This is a genomic window from Streptomyces sp. NPDC088762 (assembly GCF_044750905.1).
Lineage (GTDB): Bacteria > Actinomycetota > Actinomycetes > Streptomycetales > Streptomycetaceae > Streptomyces.
On record NZ_JBIVKT010000006.1, the window covers coordinates 171050 to 185308 of the forward strand.

The 14259-nt window shown below is 69.2% G+C and carries 14 protein-coding genes, 1 tRNA gene and 2 pseudogenes; 6 read left to right on the top strand and 11 right to left on the bottom strand.

Annotated features, from left to right (window positions below):
- Positions 1-573 precede the first annotated feature (573 nt).
- Both ACIP5M_RS16980 and ACIP5M_RS16985 read right to left on the bottom strand, forming a co-directional pair.
- Positions 574-2247 carry a SpoIIE family protein phosphatase gene (locus ACIP5M_RS16980; protein ID WP_401197583.1) on the bottom strand — a complete coding sequence of 558 codons (1674 nt, stop codon included), beginning with the start codon at positions 2245-2247 and terminating at the stop codon, positions 574-576.
- A gap of 909 nt (positions 2248-3156) precedes the next feature.
- Positions 3157-3489 carry a hypothetical protein gene (locus ACIP5M_RS16985; protein WP_401197585.1) on the bottom strand — a complete coding sequence of 111 codons (333 nt, stop codon included), beginning with the start codon at positions 3487-3489 and terminating at the stop codon, positions 3157-3159.
- A 561-nt stretch (positions 3490-4050) separates the two neighbouring features.
- Between ACIP5M_RS16985 and ACIP5M_RS16990 the strand changes: the two genes are divergently transcribed.
- A complete protein-coding gene (locus ACIP5M_RS16990) occupies positions 4051-4497 on the top strand; it encodes an RICIN domain-containing protein (protein WP_401197587.1) in 447 nt (148 codons plus the stop codon).
- 980 nt (positions 4498-5477) lie between these two features.
- On the opposite strand, the gene ACIP5M_RS16995 is transcribed toward ACIP5M_RS16990, so the two are convergent.
- Positions 5478-6008 (bottom strand): GNAT family N-acetyltransferase, encoded by a 531-nt coding sequence (locus ACIP5M_RS16995; RefSeq protein ID WP_401197588.1) that lies wholly within the window; start codon positions 6006-6008, stop codon positions 5478-5480.
- 179 nt (positions 6009-6187) lie between these two features.
- Positions 6188-6306, bottom strand: a tRNA-Gly gene (locus tag ACIP5M_RS17000).
- Between the two features lie 244 nt (positions 6307-6550).
- On the opposite strand from ACIP5M_RS17000, the gene ACIP5M_RS17005 reads away from it, so the two are divergent.
- Positions 6551-6727, top strand: a complete 177-nt coding sequence (locus ACIP5M_RS17005) for a hypothetical protein (protein WP_401197590.1) — start codon at positions 6551-6553, stop codon at positions 6725-6727.
- Entirely contained in the window at positions 6709-7104 is a 396-nt protein-coding gene (locus ACIP5M_RS17010; RefSeq protein WP_401197593.1) for a hypothetical protein, read from the top strand. Before ACIP5M_RS17005 ends, ACIP5M_RS17010 begins: the two co-directional genes overlap by 19 nt.
- A 7-nt stretch (positions 7105-7111) precedes the next feature.
- Here ACIP5M_RS17010 and ACIP5M_RS17015 read toward each other — a convergent pair whose 3' ends face one another.
- Together ACIP5M_RS17015 and ACIP5M_RS17020 are read right to left on the bottom strand one after the other, a co-directional pair.
- Positions 7112-7360, bottom strand: a complete 249-nt coding sequence (locus ACIP5M_RS17015) for a hypothetical protein (RefSeq protein WP_401197595.1) — start codon at positions 7358-7360, stop codon at positions 7112-7114.
- Positions 7361-7549: 189 nt separating this feature from the next.
- On the bottom strand, positions 7550-7861 hold the full coding sequence (locus ACIP5M_RS17020) for a hypothetical protein (protein ID WP_401197598.1): 312 nt from the start codon (positions 7859-7861) through the stop codon (positions 7550-7552).
- A 20-nt stretch (positions 7862-7881) separates the two neighbouring features.
- On the opposite strand from ACIP5M_RS17020, the gene ACIP5M_RS17025 reads away from it, so the two are divergent.
- Both ACIP5M_RS17025 and ACIP5M_RS17030 read left to right on the top strand, forming a co-directional pair.
- Entirely contained in the window at positions 7882-8316 is a 435-nt protein-coding gene (locus ACIP5M_RS17025) for a hypothetical protein (protein ID WP_401197600.1), read from the top strand.
- A 148-nt stretch (positions 8317-8464) separates the two neighbouring features.
- Positions 8465-8785: pseudogene (locus ACIP5M_RS17030) on the top strand (bifunctional 3'-5' exonuclease/DNA polymerase); the annotation flags it as partial.
- On the opposite strand, the gene ACIP5M_RS17035 reads toward ACIP5M_RS17030, so the two are convergent.
- The 5 genes and pseudogenes from ACIP5M_RS17035 to ACIP5M_RS17055 all read right to left on the bottom strand — a co-directional run.
- Positions 8767-10038, bottom strand: a complete 1272-nt coding sequence (locus ACIP5M_RS17035) for a hypothetical protein (protein WP_401197603.1) — start codon at positions 10036-10038, stop codon at positions 8767-8769. The pseudogene ACIP5M_RS17030 and the gene ACIP5M_RS17035 sit on opposite strands and share 19 nt — an antisense overlap.
- Before the next feature lie 93 nt (positions 10039-10131).
- Positions 10132-10647, bottom strand: coding sequence for a SigE family RNA polymerase sigma factor (locus ACIP5M_RS17040; protein WP_401197605.1), 516 nt, complete (start codon positions 10645-10647; stop codon positions 10132-10134).
- A 55-nt stretch (positions 10648-10702) separates the two neighbouring features.
- A complete protein-coding gene (locus ACIP5M_RS17045; protein WP_401197608.1) occupies positions 10703-10840 on the bottom strand; it encodes a hypothetical protein in 138 nt (45 codons plus the stop codon).
- A gap of 386 nt (positions 10841-11226) precedes the next feature.
- The gene (locus tag ACIP5M_RS17050; RefSeq protein WP_401197609.1) at positions 11227-12345 is read right to left on the bottom strand and encodes a hypothetical protein; all 1119 of its coding nucleotides are present in this window, start codon (positions 12343-12345) and stop codon (positions 11227-11229) included.
- Between the two features lie 222 nt (positions 12346-12567).
- Positions 12568-12690: pseudogene (locus tag ACIP5M_RS17055) on the bottom strand (glycosyltransferase family 2 protein); the annotation flags it as partial.
- A 732-nt stretch (positions 12691-13422) separates the two neighbouring features.
- Between ACIP5M_RS17055 and ACIP5M_RS17060 the strand changes: the two are divergent.
- A complete protein-coding gene (locus tag ACIP5M_RS17060; protein WP_401197610.1) occupies positions 13423-14250 on the top strand; it encodes a helix-turn-helix domain-containing protein in 828 nt (275 codons plus the stop codon).
- Positions 14251-14259 lie beyond the last annotated feature (9 nt).

The following is a 14259-nucleotide window of genomic DNA, read 5'->3' on the forward strand; positions in this document are numbered from 1 at the left end:
ACCCGTGGTGAGCTGCGGGCCACGCGCGCTGCGCCGATGGATCGCGACGACAAGCTGCGCGAGAGCATCGAAGCGGTGGCCGGCACGAAGGTGGCCAACGAGGACCGTGGTGAGACCTGAGGCGGGCAGGAGGTACCTTGCGCAGCTCGGCGGTGATGGTGACGTCCCCGTCGGGCGGTAGCCCCACGTGCTACAGCGAACGGAACTCCAGGGTCAGGCTCATCCTTGCGCCCGCGGCGGCGAGGACGAGCGCGTGGCGTGGGGGGGAGCCCTGGACACAGGGGAACCCGCAAGGACGCTTTTTCACGGGGTGACTCCAAGGCTCCCCATCGCGGGTTTGGTCTCGGCCCAAGGGGACACAAGCGCCGGGACGGCAGTCGACCTTCGGAGACGGGCCACTGCCCCGGCTGGGTGCCCGTGGCCGGCTCCTCTCCCCCAGGAGCCGGCCACGGCCCAACGAGACACCCCAGGACTTGCCCCGCGGACCGGCCGCCGGGCCGGCAGCAATACGGGGCCGCCGTTATGTGCTCCACCAGATCCCCGTCCGGCCCGGTCCAGGACTTCCGGAACCCGTCAGCCAGGCGTGTGCAGGCGGGTGGCGAGCAGCGCGACGTCGTCTTCTGCAGGGCCGGACACCAAGTGCATGAGGATGGCGTCGAGGATGTCCTCAAGGGGCCCGTCCACGGTCAAGCGCAGGTCCGTCAGCCGCTGGAGCGAGGCGTCGATGTCCAAGGTGCGCTGCTCGACCAGGCCGTCGGTGTACAGCAGCAGGACCGCTCCGGGAGGGAGGGGCACGGTCAGCGCCTCGTAGCCGCCCAGTTCGGCGCCCAGCGGCGGACCGGCCGCCACCTCCAGCAGCTCGGTGCGGCCTTCCCTGAGCAGCAGCGCCGGGGGCAGGTGGCCCGCGCTGGAGAGCGTGGCTGTGCCCTTCTGGGGGTCGATGAGGGCCAGCAGGCAGGTGGCGAACCGGTCGAGGCCGATGCCGGCGCCACGGTGGTCGGCATCGGCGAGGAGTCCTTCGACTGAGGGGGTGGAGAGGGCCAGGCTGCGCAGCAGGGAGCGGTAGTGGCTCATGGCGACGGCCGCGGTGAAGCCGTGGCCCATCACGTCGCCCATGACCTGAAGGGTGCGGCAGGCGGGCAGGGGGATCGAGTCGAACCAGTCGCCGCCGACGACTGCGCTGCGGCCGGCGGGCAGGTACCGGGAGGCCACCTCGATGTCCGGGTGGGGGCTGCCGGGCTCGGACAGCAGGGCACGTTGCAGCTCCAGTGCCATGGTGTGCTCAAGGGTGTACTGGCGGGCGTTGTCGATGGCGACAGCGGCCCGGGCGGCCAGGTCCTGCGCCACCACGACATCGTCATCCGTGAACGGTCCGGAATCCCCGGCCCTGGCCAGGAACAGGGCACCGACCGGGTGCTCCCTCGTCGGCAGCGGAATGACGAGGGCGGAGTGGATCCCAGCGGCGCGCACGACCGCTACGTCTTCGCGCCGGGCAGTCATCTTGCGGAACACTTCGTCGGTGGCGAGGTTGCCCATCCAAGGCCGGCCTGTATCGAGACAGTGGCGCAGCGGCGAGCCTCGCGGGACATCGACGTGGTCCCCGATTCTTCCGATCCGCTCCATCTGCCGAAGGATCTCCGGGTCCCCGGCGACGGCGGCGATGCGGATGCGCAGAATGCCCGGGGCCGGAGGCGGCGCCCCGTACGGTTCGTCTTCGATGACATCGACGCAAGCCGCGTCCGCCAGGCTCGGTGTGACGAAGTCGGCCAGCTCGGCACAGGTCGTGTTCACTCCCAGCGTGGTGCCGACCCGCATGGCCGCGGTGTCCAGCAGCGCCAGCCGCTGGTGGGCCTTCTCCAGATCGTCTATGTACTGGCGCAGCCCGCTGACCTCCACTCCGATGCCACACAGGCCGAGCACCCGACCTTTGTCCTCCAGCCGGTGATAGACCGCGCTCCACTGTCTGCGCCTGAACGGCGAAGACGCGCGCGTGCGGCCCGTGACCGCCAGCGCCCGGGGCTGTCCGTCAGCGAGGACCATGCGCAGGATCTCGTCGGAGCGGTGGACGTCCGGCAGTACCTCCGTCATGGTCCGGCCCAGGAACGCTGCGGCCGGCACTCCGCCCATCTGGCCCATGGCGGCATTGACATACAGGTAGCGCAACCGTTTGTCCAGGACGGCCACCGCTGCAGAGGTGCCGTCCAGGATGTTGCGGAGCACCCCGTACTCGCGAGCCTGCTCCAGCACATCAGCGGACGAGGCCCCCGCCACCGCGGACAGAAAGGCATCGCGAGTACTCGAGAAAAGCCACCTGGGCGGCAGCCGGTCAAAGCCCACCCGAATCCTCCTCATCCCCTGACGAGGTCACGGCTCATCCCATCGTGGACCTGCCCACAGAGCACCGCATCCGCAGCGCCAAGCCCCTCGTCCCTATGGGGGCCCAGTAGTACTCGCCGAAAAGCAACGGGGGTGGCCTTTGACCTCGGTTGCAGGTAAGAACCGCGTCACCGGGGGTGGCCAGGGCATGAAGGTGCCCAGTTTTGAACAGCGGCCACCGACCACCGAACGGCGGGGCGTGGTTGCGCGGGTCACCGTGCCCCGTTGCCGTTGAGGCACGCGCTCCAAAACGCGGCCACGACGAGCAGCGCGGCGGCGGTGAGGAAGGTGAGGATGCCAGCGGCGCGCGTACGTACCTGCTAATGATGGGTGGCGGTTCCGCCGCACCGCAGGAGGCGATAGTTCGTGTCGAGGGTCCCGGTCGATTTTGACTTCGACTCGAAGACATTTCTCCCAGGCCAGCGCCAGAGGTACAGCTGTGGCCATGGCGAACGGGATGAAAAATGGCGCGCGGCCGTAGGTGAGGAGACATCTTCGAGTTTCAGCGTTCACGGCCTTCGGCGATGGCGTCCAGGACTGGCCCGGGCCTGTCGCCCCCGTCCTCGGCGCAGGAGACGGCGAGGTGGCGCTCGCGGAGCCAGGTCAGGACTTCTGAGGCTTGGCGGACGGGAAGCCCGCTGGATCGGGCGAGGGCGGCGAGGTCGACCGGCGCGCCGGCGCCTCACTTGGCGGATGTGAGCAAGGGGCAACGCCCATAGGACGGCCGGTCTTCGCTGACGAATCCCGGGTGGCAATCCGCGCCGGCTGCAAGGCCGCCGTCTACAGGCCAAGGGCCAGCAGGATCGTAACCGTCGGCGGGACCGTCGCGATCCACCCTGCCCAGCGGCCCACCCTGGCCAGAGCAGGGTGGCGCCGGCACAGCCAGAAGGCCACCACGAGCAGTGGAGTGGCCGTCCAGGACCCAAACCAGCAGACCGTGACGACCGCCACGGTCTGAGGATGAACCTCTACGGCCATCCCGGCCAAGGCCCCGAAGACAAATGCCACCGGAATCAGGGCCACCGCCAAGGTCGTGATCCACCGCAACACCACGTCCGTCGCGGGAGTTTCGGCGCCGCGGTCGGTGGCCAAGGAGGGGGTTGTCTCGTGCATGGGTACAGCCAATCGGCTCCGGCGCCGGTTCGCCCGAGCGGGCGTACTCAGGGTCGGCAGGTCTTCGTACTCATCATGCCCAGGCAGTTGCCCAGGCGTCGGGGCCGCCACATACGGAGCTGCGGGCCGTCGCCGCCGTACTGCGCGATCGCTCACCGCCGAACTTCGCGTAGGGGTCGTCCTCTTATCGACCCCAGTAGGTAACGTCGGCCGGCTCGTCGTGCATTCCCGTCCACGCGTCCAGCCCTGCGGCATCGCCGAAGACCATGCCGCACCGGTCGCCGGGAAGGTTCCCGAGCCGGACGGGCACCGATCGGTCCGCAATCTCGGGCAATGGGAGTCCGAGGCTGTCGTCGGTTCAATCACAGCTCCAGCGCCGGGGCGGAACGACGACGCCCTGGACCAACCCGTGATCATGACTCGATACGCACCGTGGTGAATCAGCCCACATGGCGTGATCGCTTATTCGCTATGCGCGCTGTTGTTCGAGTGATTAGCGTCTGTCGAGGTGTGGGGGGCACGCCCCTGCACAACTCGTATGAGGGGGAAAGCGTGTCGAGCATGAAGAGGAAGGTCGCACTGGCCCTCGGAGGCGTGTCGATGACCACGGCACTTCTGGGGCTGGGCGCAGCGCCGGCGTCGGCGTTGACGTACGGCAAGCTCATCAACACATCCACGGGCTATTGTCTGGACGGCAACGGCACCAGCATCTACCCGAGCAGGTGCAACACCGGCAACTACCAGCAGTGGGCGTTCGAGAAGAAGGCCAACGGCTACTACCGGCTCAAGCAGAGTGCCACTCTGAAGTGCCTTGACGCGAACGTCGACGGCAAGGTGCGCATGAACCCGTGCAACGACGGCACCTACCAGGAGTTCTCGCTCTCTCAGAACACCTACGGCTACCAGATCCGCAGCCGGAAGTGGAACAAGTGTCTGGACATGAACTCGTCCCCGGCCATCTACACGCTCGCCTGCAACTCGGGCAACTACCAGCGCTGGCACCGGTGATCGGTAGGTGACTCAATCGTGTGGCCTGGTCCTCAGGGGCAGGCCACACGTGGTGCATCCGGCCGGGATTCGCTGTCATGTCGCTACTACAGCCGAGGGACCGGCAGGTGCGGAGGCAGGGGGCCGGCAGCGGCGCGGAGCGCAGTGGCAGAGCGACATCTTCAGGTTTCATCGATTGTGCCTGGACGTTGGAGTGAAGGCATTCCGGCGTTCGGACAGGGCCATGCTGCCGCAGCCGGCTAGTGACACCCACCGGTTTCCGGGCGCAGGTCCAACTGTCCGGCCTCCGCATGGAGGGCAACGGCGCGGCGGTGATGTGCGTGGTGGCGCGGGGACGTCGGCCTTGCGGATCCCGTCCGGCAGCGGGGGCCAGCAGGATCAGGACGCCTACGTCGCGAGGCCGGCAGTTCGGGCGGCGGTTCCCTGGGGCTGTCATCGGGGGCAATCGCGAGCCCGGGTCGCTTCGCCAGCCATGCAGCCAGGCTGGACGCCTCCCGGTCAGGCAGCAGATCCACCGGCCGACGCGTCTCGACGTCGACGAGCACCGTGCCGTAGACCCGTCCTTTGCGTCTGGCGTACTCATCAACACTAACCTCGCGCGGGGCCGGGACTTTCGGGTTCGGGCAACGCATCGAGCAGCCACAACACCGCGGTGCGGCTGATGGGCACCCCGAAGGCCCGTGCCATCCGGGCGCCGGCCCGGCCGGCGAGGGCGAGACCCACCGCGGCGAGAGTCGACCGCAACCGCTCCGTCCACCGGCTGCGCTGCCGGGCCAGTTCCGGCAGTTGCTCAGCGAACGTCCGCCGAGCACAGGACGACTCTGGACAGTAGAACCGCCGTACTCGCAGTCAGAACCACCAGACGTCCGCCACTCGGTACGTCCGCAGGAAACCGCAGGTAAGAGCTATGCACCCGGGTCGTCTCTTCCACGACGCCGCGCTGTCGACCACCGAGATACGTCAGCACCCCGCTGGCGCGGCTACGCAGCGGAGTGCCATTCCCCTTCGAGGCTGCTGAAGATCATGGAGTCTCGCCAGCCGTCGTGGAGCAGCGCGGTGTCGCGCAGGCGTCCTTCATACGTCATACCGATCTTCGACAGCACCCGGGAGGAGCCAAGATTCCGCGGGTCACAGGTGGCATGGATCCGATGGAGCCCCAGCTCGCCGAACCCGTGCGCAAGCAGCTGCCGACCTATTGCCGTGCCGATACCCTGCCCCCACACCCGGGGATGCACGATGTATGAGATCTCGCCCTGGCGCTGCTTGTCGCTGCGGACATGCAGCTCACCCATGCCCACCACATCCCTCCCAACGCGGGCGACGTACGGGAACCGGCGCTGAGGGGTGTCCGACCAGGCTTTGACCGCGGAGCCCACGAAGTCCTGCGTCTGACCTTCTGTGTTCGGTCCCCAGGGCTGATAGCGGCATGCCTCCGGGAGGCACGCCCACGAGTGAACGGCCGGCCAGTCCTCGAAAACGATCTTGTCCAAGGTTACTGAGTGCTGCCTCATAGGCCGATCATGGACGGGGCGCCGCGCGAAGATCAAGATCAGGGAGCCCGTCACGCTTCACTGACGGCCATGCGGGAAGGGAAGGCCCGGCGCTGTCAGTTCTCGGGCTCTGGCACAACTTCTGTGGACCGGGAGCGATGCGGCAGGTCCGGCCGCCGGACCCTGTGCAGGGTCGGCTGCGGTGCCGACGGGATTCGAACCCGCGGACAGATGGGAGCAGGACCGCCCCGTCTCCGTCAGTCGCCGTGGGAGGGGCCTCGCCCACGTCGATCGCAATGGGCCGCTCTGCCACGGCACCGCAACCTGCGGGAATGCGCGCACTCCCGCTGCGCCCAAGGGTAGAGACACCGTTCTCCGCCGACGAATGCTTATTCAGGAGGCCGCAGACCACTGCAGTGGGTCCACACAAATGTCGCCAGAGCCAGTGCCGCATCCGGGACAGGGCGCGGGCGTCGCGGCGCGCGACGGCACTGCCGATGCGGTTTTGCCGAGACCGGCGGCGGCGCGCCTGGGCGCCGTAGAAGCGGCGTACCCCGGCGGCCTTGAGCCGCTTGCGCCGCTTGGCCATCTTCGCCTTCCTCGCCTTGATGGACTTCGGCTTCCGGGGCCGCTTCCAGATCGGCGTCCAGTCCAGCGCCCAGTCGTACGCGGCGAAACTTCACGGGTTCCAGCAGGAACGCGGATGTTGCATGATCGAACGATGCTGGTCGAACTGGTGAAGGTCGCGAAGTTTCCTCGGAGCCCCTGGCTGGCCCAGGTCCAGACGCCGTTCGGCGGGACAGCGGTCCGCTGGTGCGGTGACCAGGCCGCGAAGCCGGGCAAGTACCACGTTGAGTGGACGGTCGATGAGGACATCGCCTGGGGTCGGAACGCGAAACCGGCTGTCGGCGTCGGACCGGGAGTCCGACCTGGCGGGCACTGCGTTGTCCTGCGCGGACGGCTGGACCTCACCATGGACGGCGCCGCCGTGCTGGACTTCGGCGGCTCGCAGGTTCTGCTGGACCTTGCTGAGCCGCTGCCCGAGGGTGTTGCCGGCACGTGGGTCGAGCTCTTCATAGAGCGCAAGAAGATCGCTCTCTACCCGTACGAACTTTGACCAAGCGTCAGTCGTTGGCCGCCGCCCACTCCACCAAGCGGGTCTCATCAATGCGGTCGGACAGATAGATCATGGTGGCCTCGGGGTCCACGCCGAAGGCTGTGGCGACGAGTTTGGGATTCATGGTGTTGACCAGGTTGATCAGTCGAGTGCAGCGGATCACGCGGGGTGGGAAGCCGCAGGCGTCGAGGACGTGACTGACATAGGCGGTGGACGACGGCCCCCGGCCGGACTTCGTCTGGCGGGTGACCGTCACATGCGGGTTGTCCCGTCTTCTGGTCTTCGCGGTCGGCCAGGCAGCGTTCCACGGCCGCCCAGGACGGCGGATCCAAAGGAGCCGGATGCGGACGGGCGCCGAGCCGAGCGGTACGGGCACGAAAGTCGAGGTCAACGGCTTGGAGGAGTTTGACCCGTTGTCCAGCGGCGGAACAGCAGACGTTGCTGGTCAAGTCAGCGTCGTGCCGGTGAAGCCGCTCGGTCCTCGGGCGGTCAGACCGCGGGCGGGATCGACGAGGACGATCTTCCGGGATCGCGCGAAGCGGGAGAACTGTCCGAGCACCACCAGCCGACGCTTTCGGGCCTTGGGCGAGCCGGCCCGGAAGGCTTCGAGATCGTGCACGTCGGTCAGTGTCCAGTCCCGCTTGCCGCGCTCCCTGGTAAGGAACAGAGCAACGTCACGCACGATGGCCAGTGCGGCTTCGATGGTGCCGTCGGCCTCACAGCGAGCCGCCGCTCCCTCCGCCGCTCCCAACGACACCGCGTCGTCGTTGGCAGGGCATGACGACCAGCACGGAGCAGATCGACGGTGAAAGGGCAGCCCTGGACCTGATGCGTGGCTACCTCGCCGCCGATCCGAACGCCATCGCGGCCGCCACCGCAGTCGGGACCACATGCCCGGCCACTGCTGACTACATGCGCCGGCAGGTCTCGGGGCTGCTGCACGAACCGGTCCTCGCCGACCCCGGCCTCTCGCCCCACCGCCGCGCCGTGATGGAACCGGCCGGGATCGGATGGCTGGAGGCCTCCATGGAGGAGGCCGTCCAAGACGCCGTGTGGGCTCTCGCCGGTGACGGCGCAGCCCCCCGCTTCGCCCCGGACAATGCGCAGTGGAGCACCGGATTCGCCGTCTCGGCCGTCGCCCGCTGCGTGGCTGTGTATGGGAAGGAGACCACCATGAGGCGCCTGTACCGGATCCGGTCCACGGTCTCCTGAGGAGCCTGACCCACTGGCCCCGATGCTGGGCGGCCGACAAGTCGGCCGTGAGGTCCGGAAAACGTGACTCATTGCGGAGGCTGTCCTTGGCCGCGGCCCCGAGGACGGGGAGGCGGGCATCCCGTAGGGCCAGCACGGGGGCCGGAGACCGAACTGCGCCTCGGCCAACCTCCGGGCCCGCGGCCGTTTCGCCCGTAACTTCGTCGTGCAGGGCAGCGCCGCGGACTGGGCCCCTGCTGCTCCTCGCCGCCCTCCGGCGTCACTCGCCGGCATGCGGGCCGAGATGGTGTTCTTCGAGCACGACGAGGTGATCGTGCACTGTCCGGCCGAGGTGGCCGACGAGGCCGAGGCCGTCGCCGAGGCGATCCGTGCCGCAGGGGACCGGGCCGGGCGAATCACCTTCGGCGACACCCCCGGTCCGTTCCCCTTCTCCACTGCCGTCGTGGAGTGCTACGCCGACGTGAAGTAGTCCAGCTCATGCCACATGGGGTCGGTGGCGATGTCCTGCAGGAGCTCCAGCGTCAGCGCGGGCGTCTCACGGGTGGCCGGGCCGCTCTGGTCAGCGGCGTTGTAGGCGGTCACCGTCACCCGCAGCCCGTTCCTGTACCGGGTGTCCACGGTCCACCGGACCACCCTGCTGTCCTTCTCCGCAGGCGCCTGTGTGACCTTGGTGCGGATGCCGTCGTTCGGTGAAGGGACGTTGCCCTCGAAGTCCGGAGCGCCGGTCTCCTTGACGACGTCGAGCCGGACCAGGGACTTGCCCTTGCCGTCGTCGACCACGACGTAGCCGGACCCTGATTCCCCGCCCTTGGAGATGACCTGGGCCTTCATCTGGGTCACTCTTTTCTCGAGTTGCTCCACGGCCTTGAGATCCCGCAGCGCGTTCGGATTCGCGGGCTGCCAGCCCCGCGGCTGCTGCGCGGCCGCGGGCAGGTCGTTCAGCGCCGGGTGCCACTTGTCCGAGATGACCACGGCCCTCAACTGGTCGGGGCTCAGTGGCGGGTTGGCGCGAGAGGCCTTCATGGTCTCCGTCGGCAGAGCATTCATTTCGGACAACTCGACAAGAAACCCCTGCGGGGTCACGAGAGCGGCCCGCCATTCCTTGACGTCTATGTCGGGGTTCTGGGCCGCGTAGCCCTGCTGGATCAGCAGCCTGGAGCCGTCGGCCAGCTGCTCCGTCGCGCAGTCGTCGTCCGGCCGCGTCGCCTTCTTCGTACACATGGTGGTGGTGTTGGCCATGCTGCCGTTCGGGTCCACCCGGCTCACTACGAGCCTGATCGCCGCTCCGCCCTTGCCATCGTCGTACACGCCGCTGACCCCCGCTCCGCCGCTGCCGCCGGTACCGTTCGCATGCTCTACGGACAGAGTCCCTTCCGGCAGCAGCCCCTTGAGTACCTCGACCATCTGTGAGGAGGAGACCGCGCCGGTACCGCGGGGCGGCTGCGGCGGCGGCTCCGGGGTGCCGTCCTCGCCCCCACCCGACGGTGTCGGCGGCGTCGCGATCTCGACCCGGTCCGTTGCGCCCAGCAGGCCCCCCGCGTAGGCGCCGGCCGCGCCGATCAGGGCCAGGGACAGCACCGATCCGCCGATCAGGGCGGCCCGGCGGCGGGCGACGAGCCGCCGTCCGCGCCGCTCACCGGCTTCCACGAGGGCGTGCCGGTCGGCCGTGAAACCGTCCCCCGCACGCCGGAGGGCTTCACCGAGCTCGTCTTCAAAGGACATGGGGAACCAAACCTTCCGTTCTCAGGAGTGTGCAGAGGACCGAACCGGCACGACGCCGCCCACCTCGGGCGGGCTGCCGGACCATCTCCGTTTTCAGAGGCCCGCGAACTCGTCGATGCTGCCGCCCAGTTGCTCCCTGAGGCGGCCGAGCGCTCTCGAGGTCCGGGTGCGGACCGCCGCCGAGCTGGTGTTCATCGCATTGGCGGTCTCCTCGATGCTGCAGTCCTCCCAGTACCGCAGCACGAGCACCGCCCGGTCCTTGGGCGCGAGCCGCCCCAGCGCATCCAGCAGCGTCAGCCGCAGCGCCGGATCGCCGGAACCGTTGGCCACCGCACCTGAATCGGGGAACTCCCCGACCGGGCGCTCGCCCGCCGACCGCCGGCGCTGGTGGGTCAGGAAGGCCCGGACCAGCACCGTCTGCGCGTACGCCGCCGGATTGTCGATGCGGGAGATCCGTCCCCAGAGCAGGTACATCCGTCCCAGGGTCTCCTGCACCAGATCCTCCGCGAGATGGGTGTCCCCGCTGGCCAGCAGGCAGGCCGACCGGTACAGGTGCCCCGATCTGCCCTCCGCGAACTCACGGAACCCGTCTCTGCGACCCTGCCGCATCTACTCCCCCTCGCGTCGTCTCACCCCATCGACGCGACGACGGTCCGGAAATGTTTCACCCTAGTTCGTGGAAGCAGACGTGGAACTCCTCGCGTACGAGGTCCTCCGCCTCGTACAGCCCCTGAGCGAACTTGTTGCCGTAGGCGGCCTCCAGCTGAACCCCCGGTCGCCCCGGAACTCCCGCGCCCGGCACAGCACCTCGCGCAGCAGCGCCCGGCCAGCGCCGGTACGTCGGCCTTCCGGGGCCACCTACAGGTCGTTGAGCACCCAGGCGGTGTCCAGGCTGAGCAAGGAGAACGCCCGGTGCACCTGGGCAAATCCAACCGTCCCGACGCCCGGGGCGTCGGCGAGCAGGACCAGCGACTCGCCCTTGGCGATCCGAGGCGAGGAAGGCGCGCGGGCGGTCCGGATCGGTCACACGACAACTTCTGGACCTCGCCGATCGCGCCACCCGGAAGGAATCCTCCTGTAGGCCCTGTGACTTGGCAGTATCAGCCGCACATCGAACCGGGCCTCTACGCCTGTCCCTTCTCACTCAACCGAGTCGTTTCTCAGCGAACGAGTCGTTCGGGCTTCTTCTTAGCGCGTGTTCAGGCGGCGTACGGCGCGAGCTTCGGCGCGTTCGACGGCTGCGCGTCCGTGGGTGTGGACGAGAGCGAGGTGGAACAGGGCCGGGGCTACGGGTGCCCAATGGTGGATACGGTCAGCGTGCAGAAGGTGGGCGACCACATCCGAGGGTCGGAAGGCGATGTAGTCCTGGCTTTGGTGCTCCCAACGGTCGATCACGCCGCGTGTGAGACGGGATCTCAGCGCGTCGGCGGTCAGCTCTGTCAGCTGGGCGGCGAAGTGGGCGCTCCATTGTCGGCGCTCGACGTCCAGGACGAGAGCAAGCATGGAGATGGTGTACTCGTGGGGTTCGAGAGACAGCTCCTCGCGCATGCCGCGGCGGGCAACTTCGTGCAGGTCCGGCGCGTGTCGTCCGGCCGAGTCGATGTGGCGGGAGAGACCTTCGTTGACGGATGCTCCCCACAGACCGGGCCCGGACCGCACCTGGTCGGCCCGCCGACTCACGACCAGCAGGTGGTCGGCTGTGACGACGGCGACGTTCACTCCGAGGCTGCACTGCAGGAACGCCGGCGCGTGCATCGGGTCGCCGGGGTCGAGATAGCGGCTGCGCGGAGTGGTGCCGTCGGGGAATCTGCGGTCGAGTTGCTGCGCGGCGAGGAAGGTGAAGTAGTCGGTGGGCCGTAGGCGCAGCAGGATGTCCGGGTGTTCCTCGAGGGGGGTACGGGAGACTTCAAGTCCTTCCACGGCGTAGCGGGGGCCGTTCCAGATCCGCACCCGGTTCCCTGGCGCCTGCGGGCTCTCCTGCTCGGCTTCGATCTCTGCCCGCCAGGGGGCCATGTCCTCCGGCAGAGCCACCTCCCCGTTCCCGACTTGGAGACGTACGGCGTCCGGAGCAATGGCGTGGACGCCATCTCCTTCCACGATCAGCGCGGACGTATGCAGGGGACCCAGGGAGAAAGTCGACCACATCGAGACCGTGCCGTCCTCACGGTAGGTAAGACTCCGTACCGCGGTCGCTGATCTACGACGGAGCTTGTACCAGCCGTCCTGCAAAGGCTGTTGGAACAGCGTGGCGAAGATGATGCCGAAGACGGCCCCCACGATCCCGTTGGCAATCTCAATGTCGCTCACGGCTCCAGGATATCGGTCAGGTGTCTGGTCCTACCCCGAGAGATCGACACCCTCCGGGCAGCGGGCCCGGGGTTCGTTGAGACTGGACAGCCCCTCTGTGTGAAGGGACACCGAGGCCCGCGGGTTATTGGCCAGACTAACCAGCAGCGAGGGCAGGGACCCCCGGCCGCCGGGCGTCAGCCCTCCGGCTGCTGTCATGGCACCGGATGAGGTCAGATCACCGGGGCCTCCCAGCCGGGCCATGCGCCACACGGTCCTCCACCGCAGCGGACGCCGCGGAGGGCACGGGACCCGCACGCCCTCGAAGAACCCAGCCCACCACGACTTCAAACCCGCCAGCGGGGGCGCTGGACTAAGGAGACCGCCATGCCGAGCGAGATGCTCCGCAGGTCAGACCGGGGGCGCGCGCCCCCCTCTGCACTGATTCAGTGAGCCAGCACAGCCGCCAACCCGCTCAGCCAACCTGCACCCCCCCAGGGTCAGGCCGGTGACGATTGTTCAGGTCCACTGACCGCCGACACCAGGAACCGGCTCATTGGGATCGACGCCGGGAGCTCCGGCTTGGTCATGGCTACGCCGGAGAATGAGCTCCCGTCGGAGTTCCCGTCGCGGAGTTCGCTGGTAAGCGTCCCGGAGGCAGCACCCCCGCCGCCAGGCGCTCTTTCCCTCCGTATACTCCCGGTGTTCCGGCGGGGGCCGGTCCGTACGTGATCGTCGTCGGCTCTCGCGAGCCGGTCGGCGCTGTTCGGCAGGGCTCGGCAGGTGGCCGGTCGCGGGCGGACGAGGACGGGTGGAGAGGATCACGCGCGTGGGCTTGGCAGAGGAGCTGGGCGGTCCGCATCGGTCCGTCAGGGCGGCGGGGGCGTCGGGCCCCGTTCGGCGCCCGCGGATCGGCGGGGGCGACGGCGTCCCGCGTGCGCTCCGTGAGCCCGCGGCCCGCCGTGCGCGCGCCGCCGCAGGTGGTGGCGCACGGGTACCCGCCCGGGTTCTGCGGTCGGTCGGGGTTCCGGCGACCGCGCCGAAGCCCGTCACGGCCGGCCGGGTGGCGCCGCCGGTGTGCACGTCGGCGCGGCAGCCTTGAGCGCGGGCATCCTGAGGTCCGCGGCGTCGTCCGGGGGCGGTGCCGACGCGTGGCGGGTCGAGGTCGATGCGGCGCCGGGCCGTCTGGTCGTGGCCGGGGTGATCGGCAAGGCCCGGGAGCACGCGCACGCCGCCGTACAAGTACTGGCGTGCGGGTCCGGCAGAGTGCTGCTGAGCGACGGGCGGGACGAACTGCCCGTACGAGCCGCCGTCATCCCCGCCGGGCACACGCATCGCGTCCGTCCGGCACCGGGGCCGCCGCCGATGGGGGTGATGGTCTACCTCGACGCGGACACCACAGCCGGACGCGCCCTGCACGACACCGCGGCCCGTGGTGGGGTGGCCGGCTGGGCCGCCGCGGCGTCCGTGTTCGCCGAGGCCGAGTCCCCGTCCGTCGCCGTGTCGGCGGCAGGCGTGCTGCGGGCGCTGGACAGGCTCGGCGCCGCTGACCCCGGGCAGCCCCGGCACCCGGCCCTCGCAGCGGCGCTGGCGGCGCTGCCGGGCGCGGTGGCGGACGGACCGGTGCGGGTGGGCGAGGTCGCCGCTCGGGCCGGGGTGTCGGCGAGCCGGTTGGGGCACCTGTTCGCCGAGCAGTTGGGCTGGTCGTTCCCGGCAGCGGTGCGGTGGGCGCGGCTGCAGGCCGCGATCGTCTCGGTGCGCGGTGGGGCGAACGCCACCGAGGCCGCGCACGCCGCCGGGTTCTCGGACAGCGCCCACCTGACCCGCGTGTGCAAGGCCATGTTCGGCATCACCCCCTCCCAGGCCCTGGCCGCCGCCCACTGGACGCCGACGGCCGGCGGCCCTGAAACGCGGCGGGGCCGGTAGCGGATCCGT

Coding starts and splice junctions, on each gene's coding strand:
- ACIP5M_RS16985 (WP_401197585.1), bottom strand. CDS start 3,489: ATGCACGAGACAACCCCCTCCTTGGCCACCGACCGCGGCGCCGAAACT.
- ACIP5M_RS16990 (WP_401197587.1), top strand. CDS start 4,051: ATGAAGAGGAAGGTCGCACTGGCCCTCGGAGGCGTGTCGATGACCACG.
- ACIP5M_RS16995 (WP_401197588.1), bottom strand. CDS start 6,008: ATGAGGCAGCACTCAGTAACCTTGGACAAGATCGTTTTCGAGGACTGG.
- ACIP5M_RS17010 (WP_401197593.1), top strand. CDS start 6,709: ATGCTGGTCGAACTGGTGAAGGTCGCGAAGTTTCCTCGGAGCCCCTGG.
- ACIP5M_RS17025 (WP_401197600.1), top strand. CDS start 7,882: ATGACGACCAGCACGGAGCAGATCGACGGTGAAAGGGCAGCCCTGGAC.
- ACIP5M_RS17035 (WP_401197603.1), bottom strand. CDS start 10,038: ATGTCCTTTGAAGACGAGCTCGGTGAAGCCCTCCGGCGTGCGGGGGAC.
- ACIP5M_RS17040 (WP_401197605.1), bottom strand. CDS start 10,647: ATGCGGCAGGGTCGCAGAGACGGGTTCCGTGAGTTCGCGGAGGGCAGA.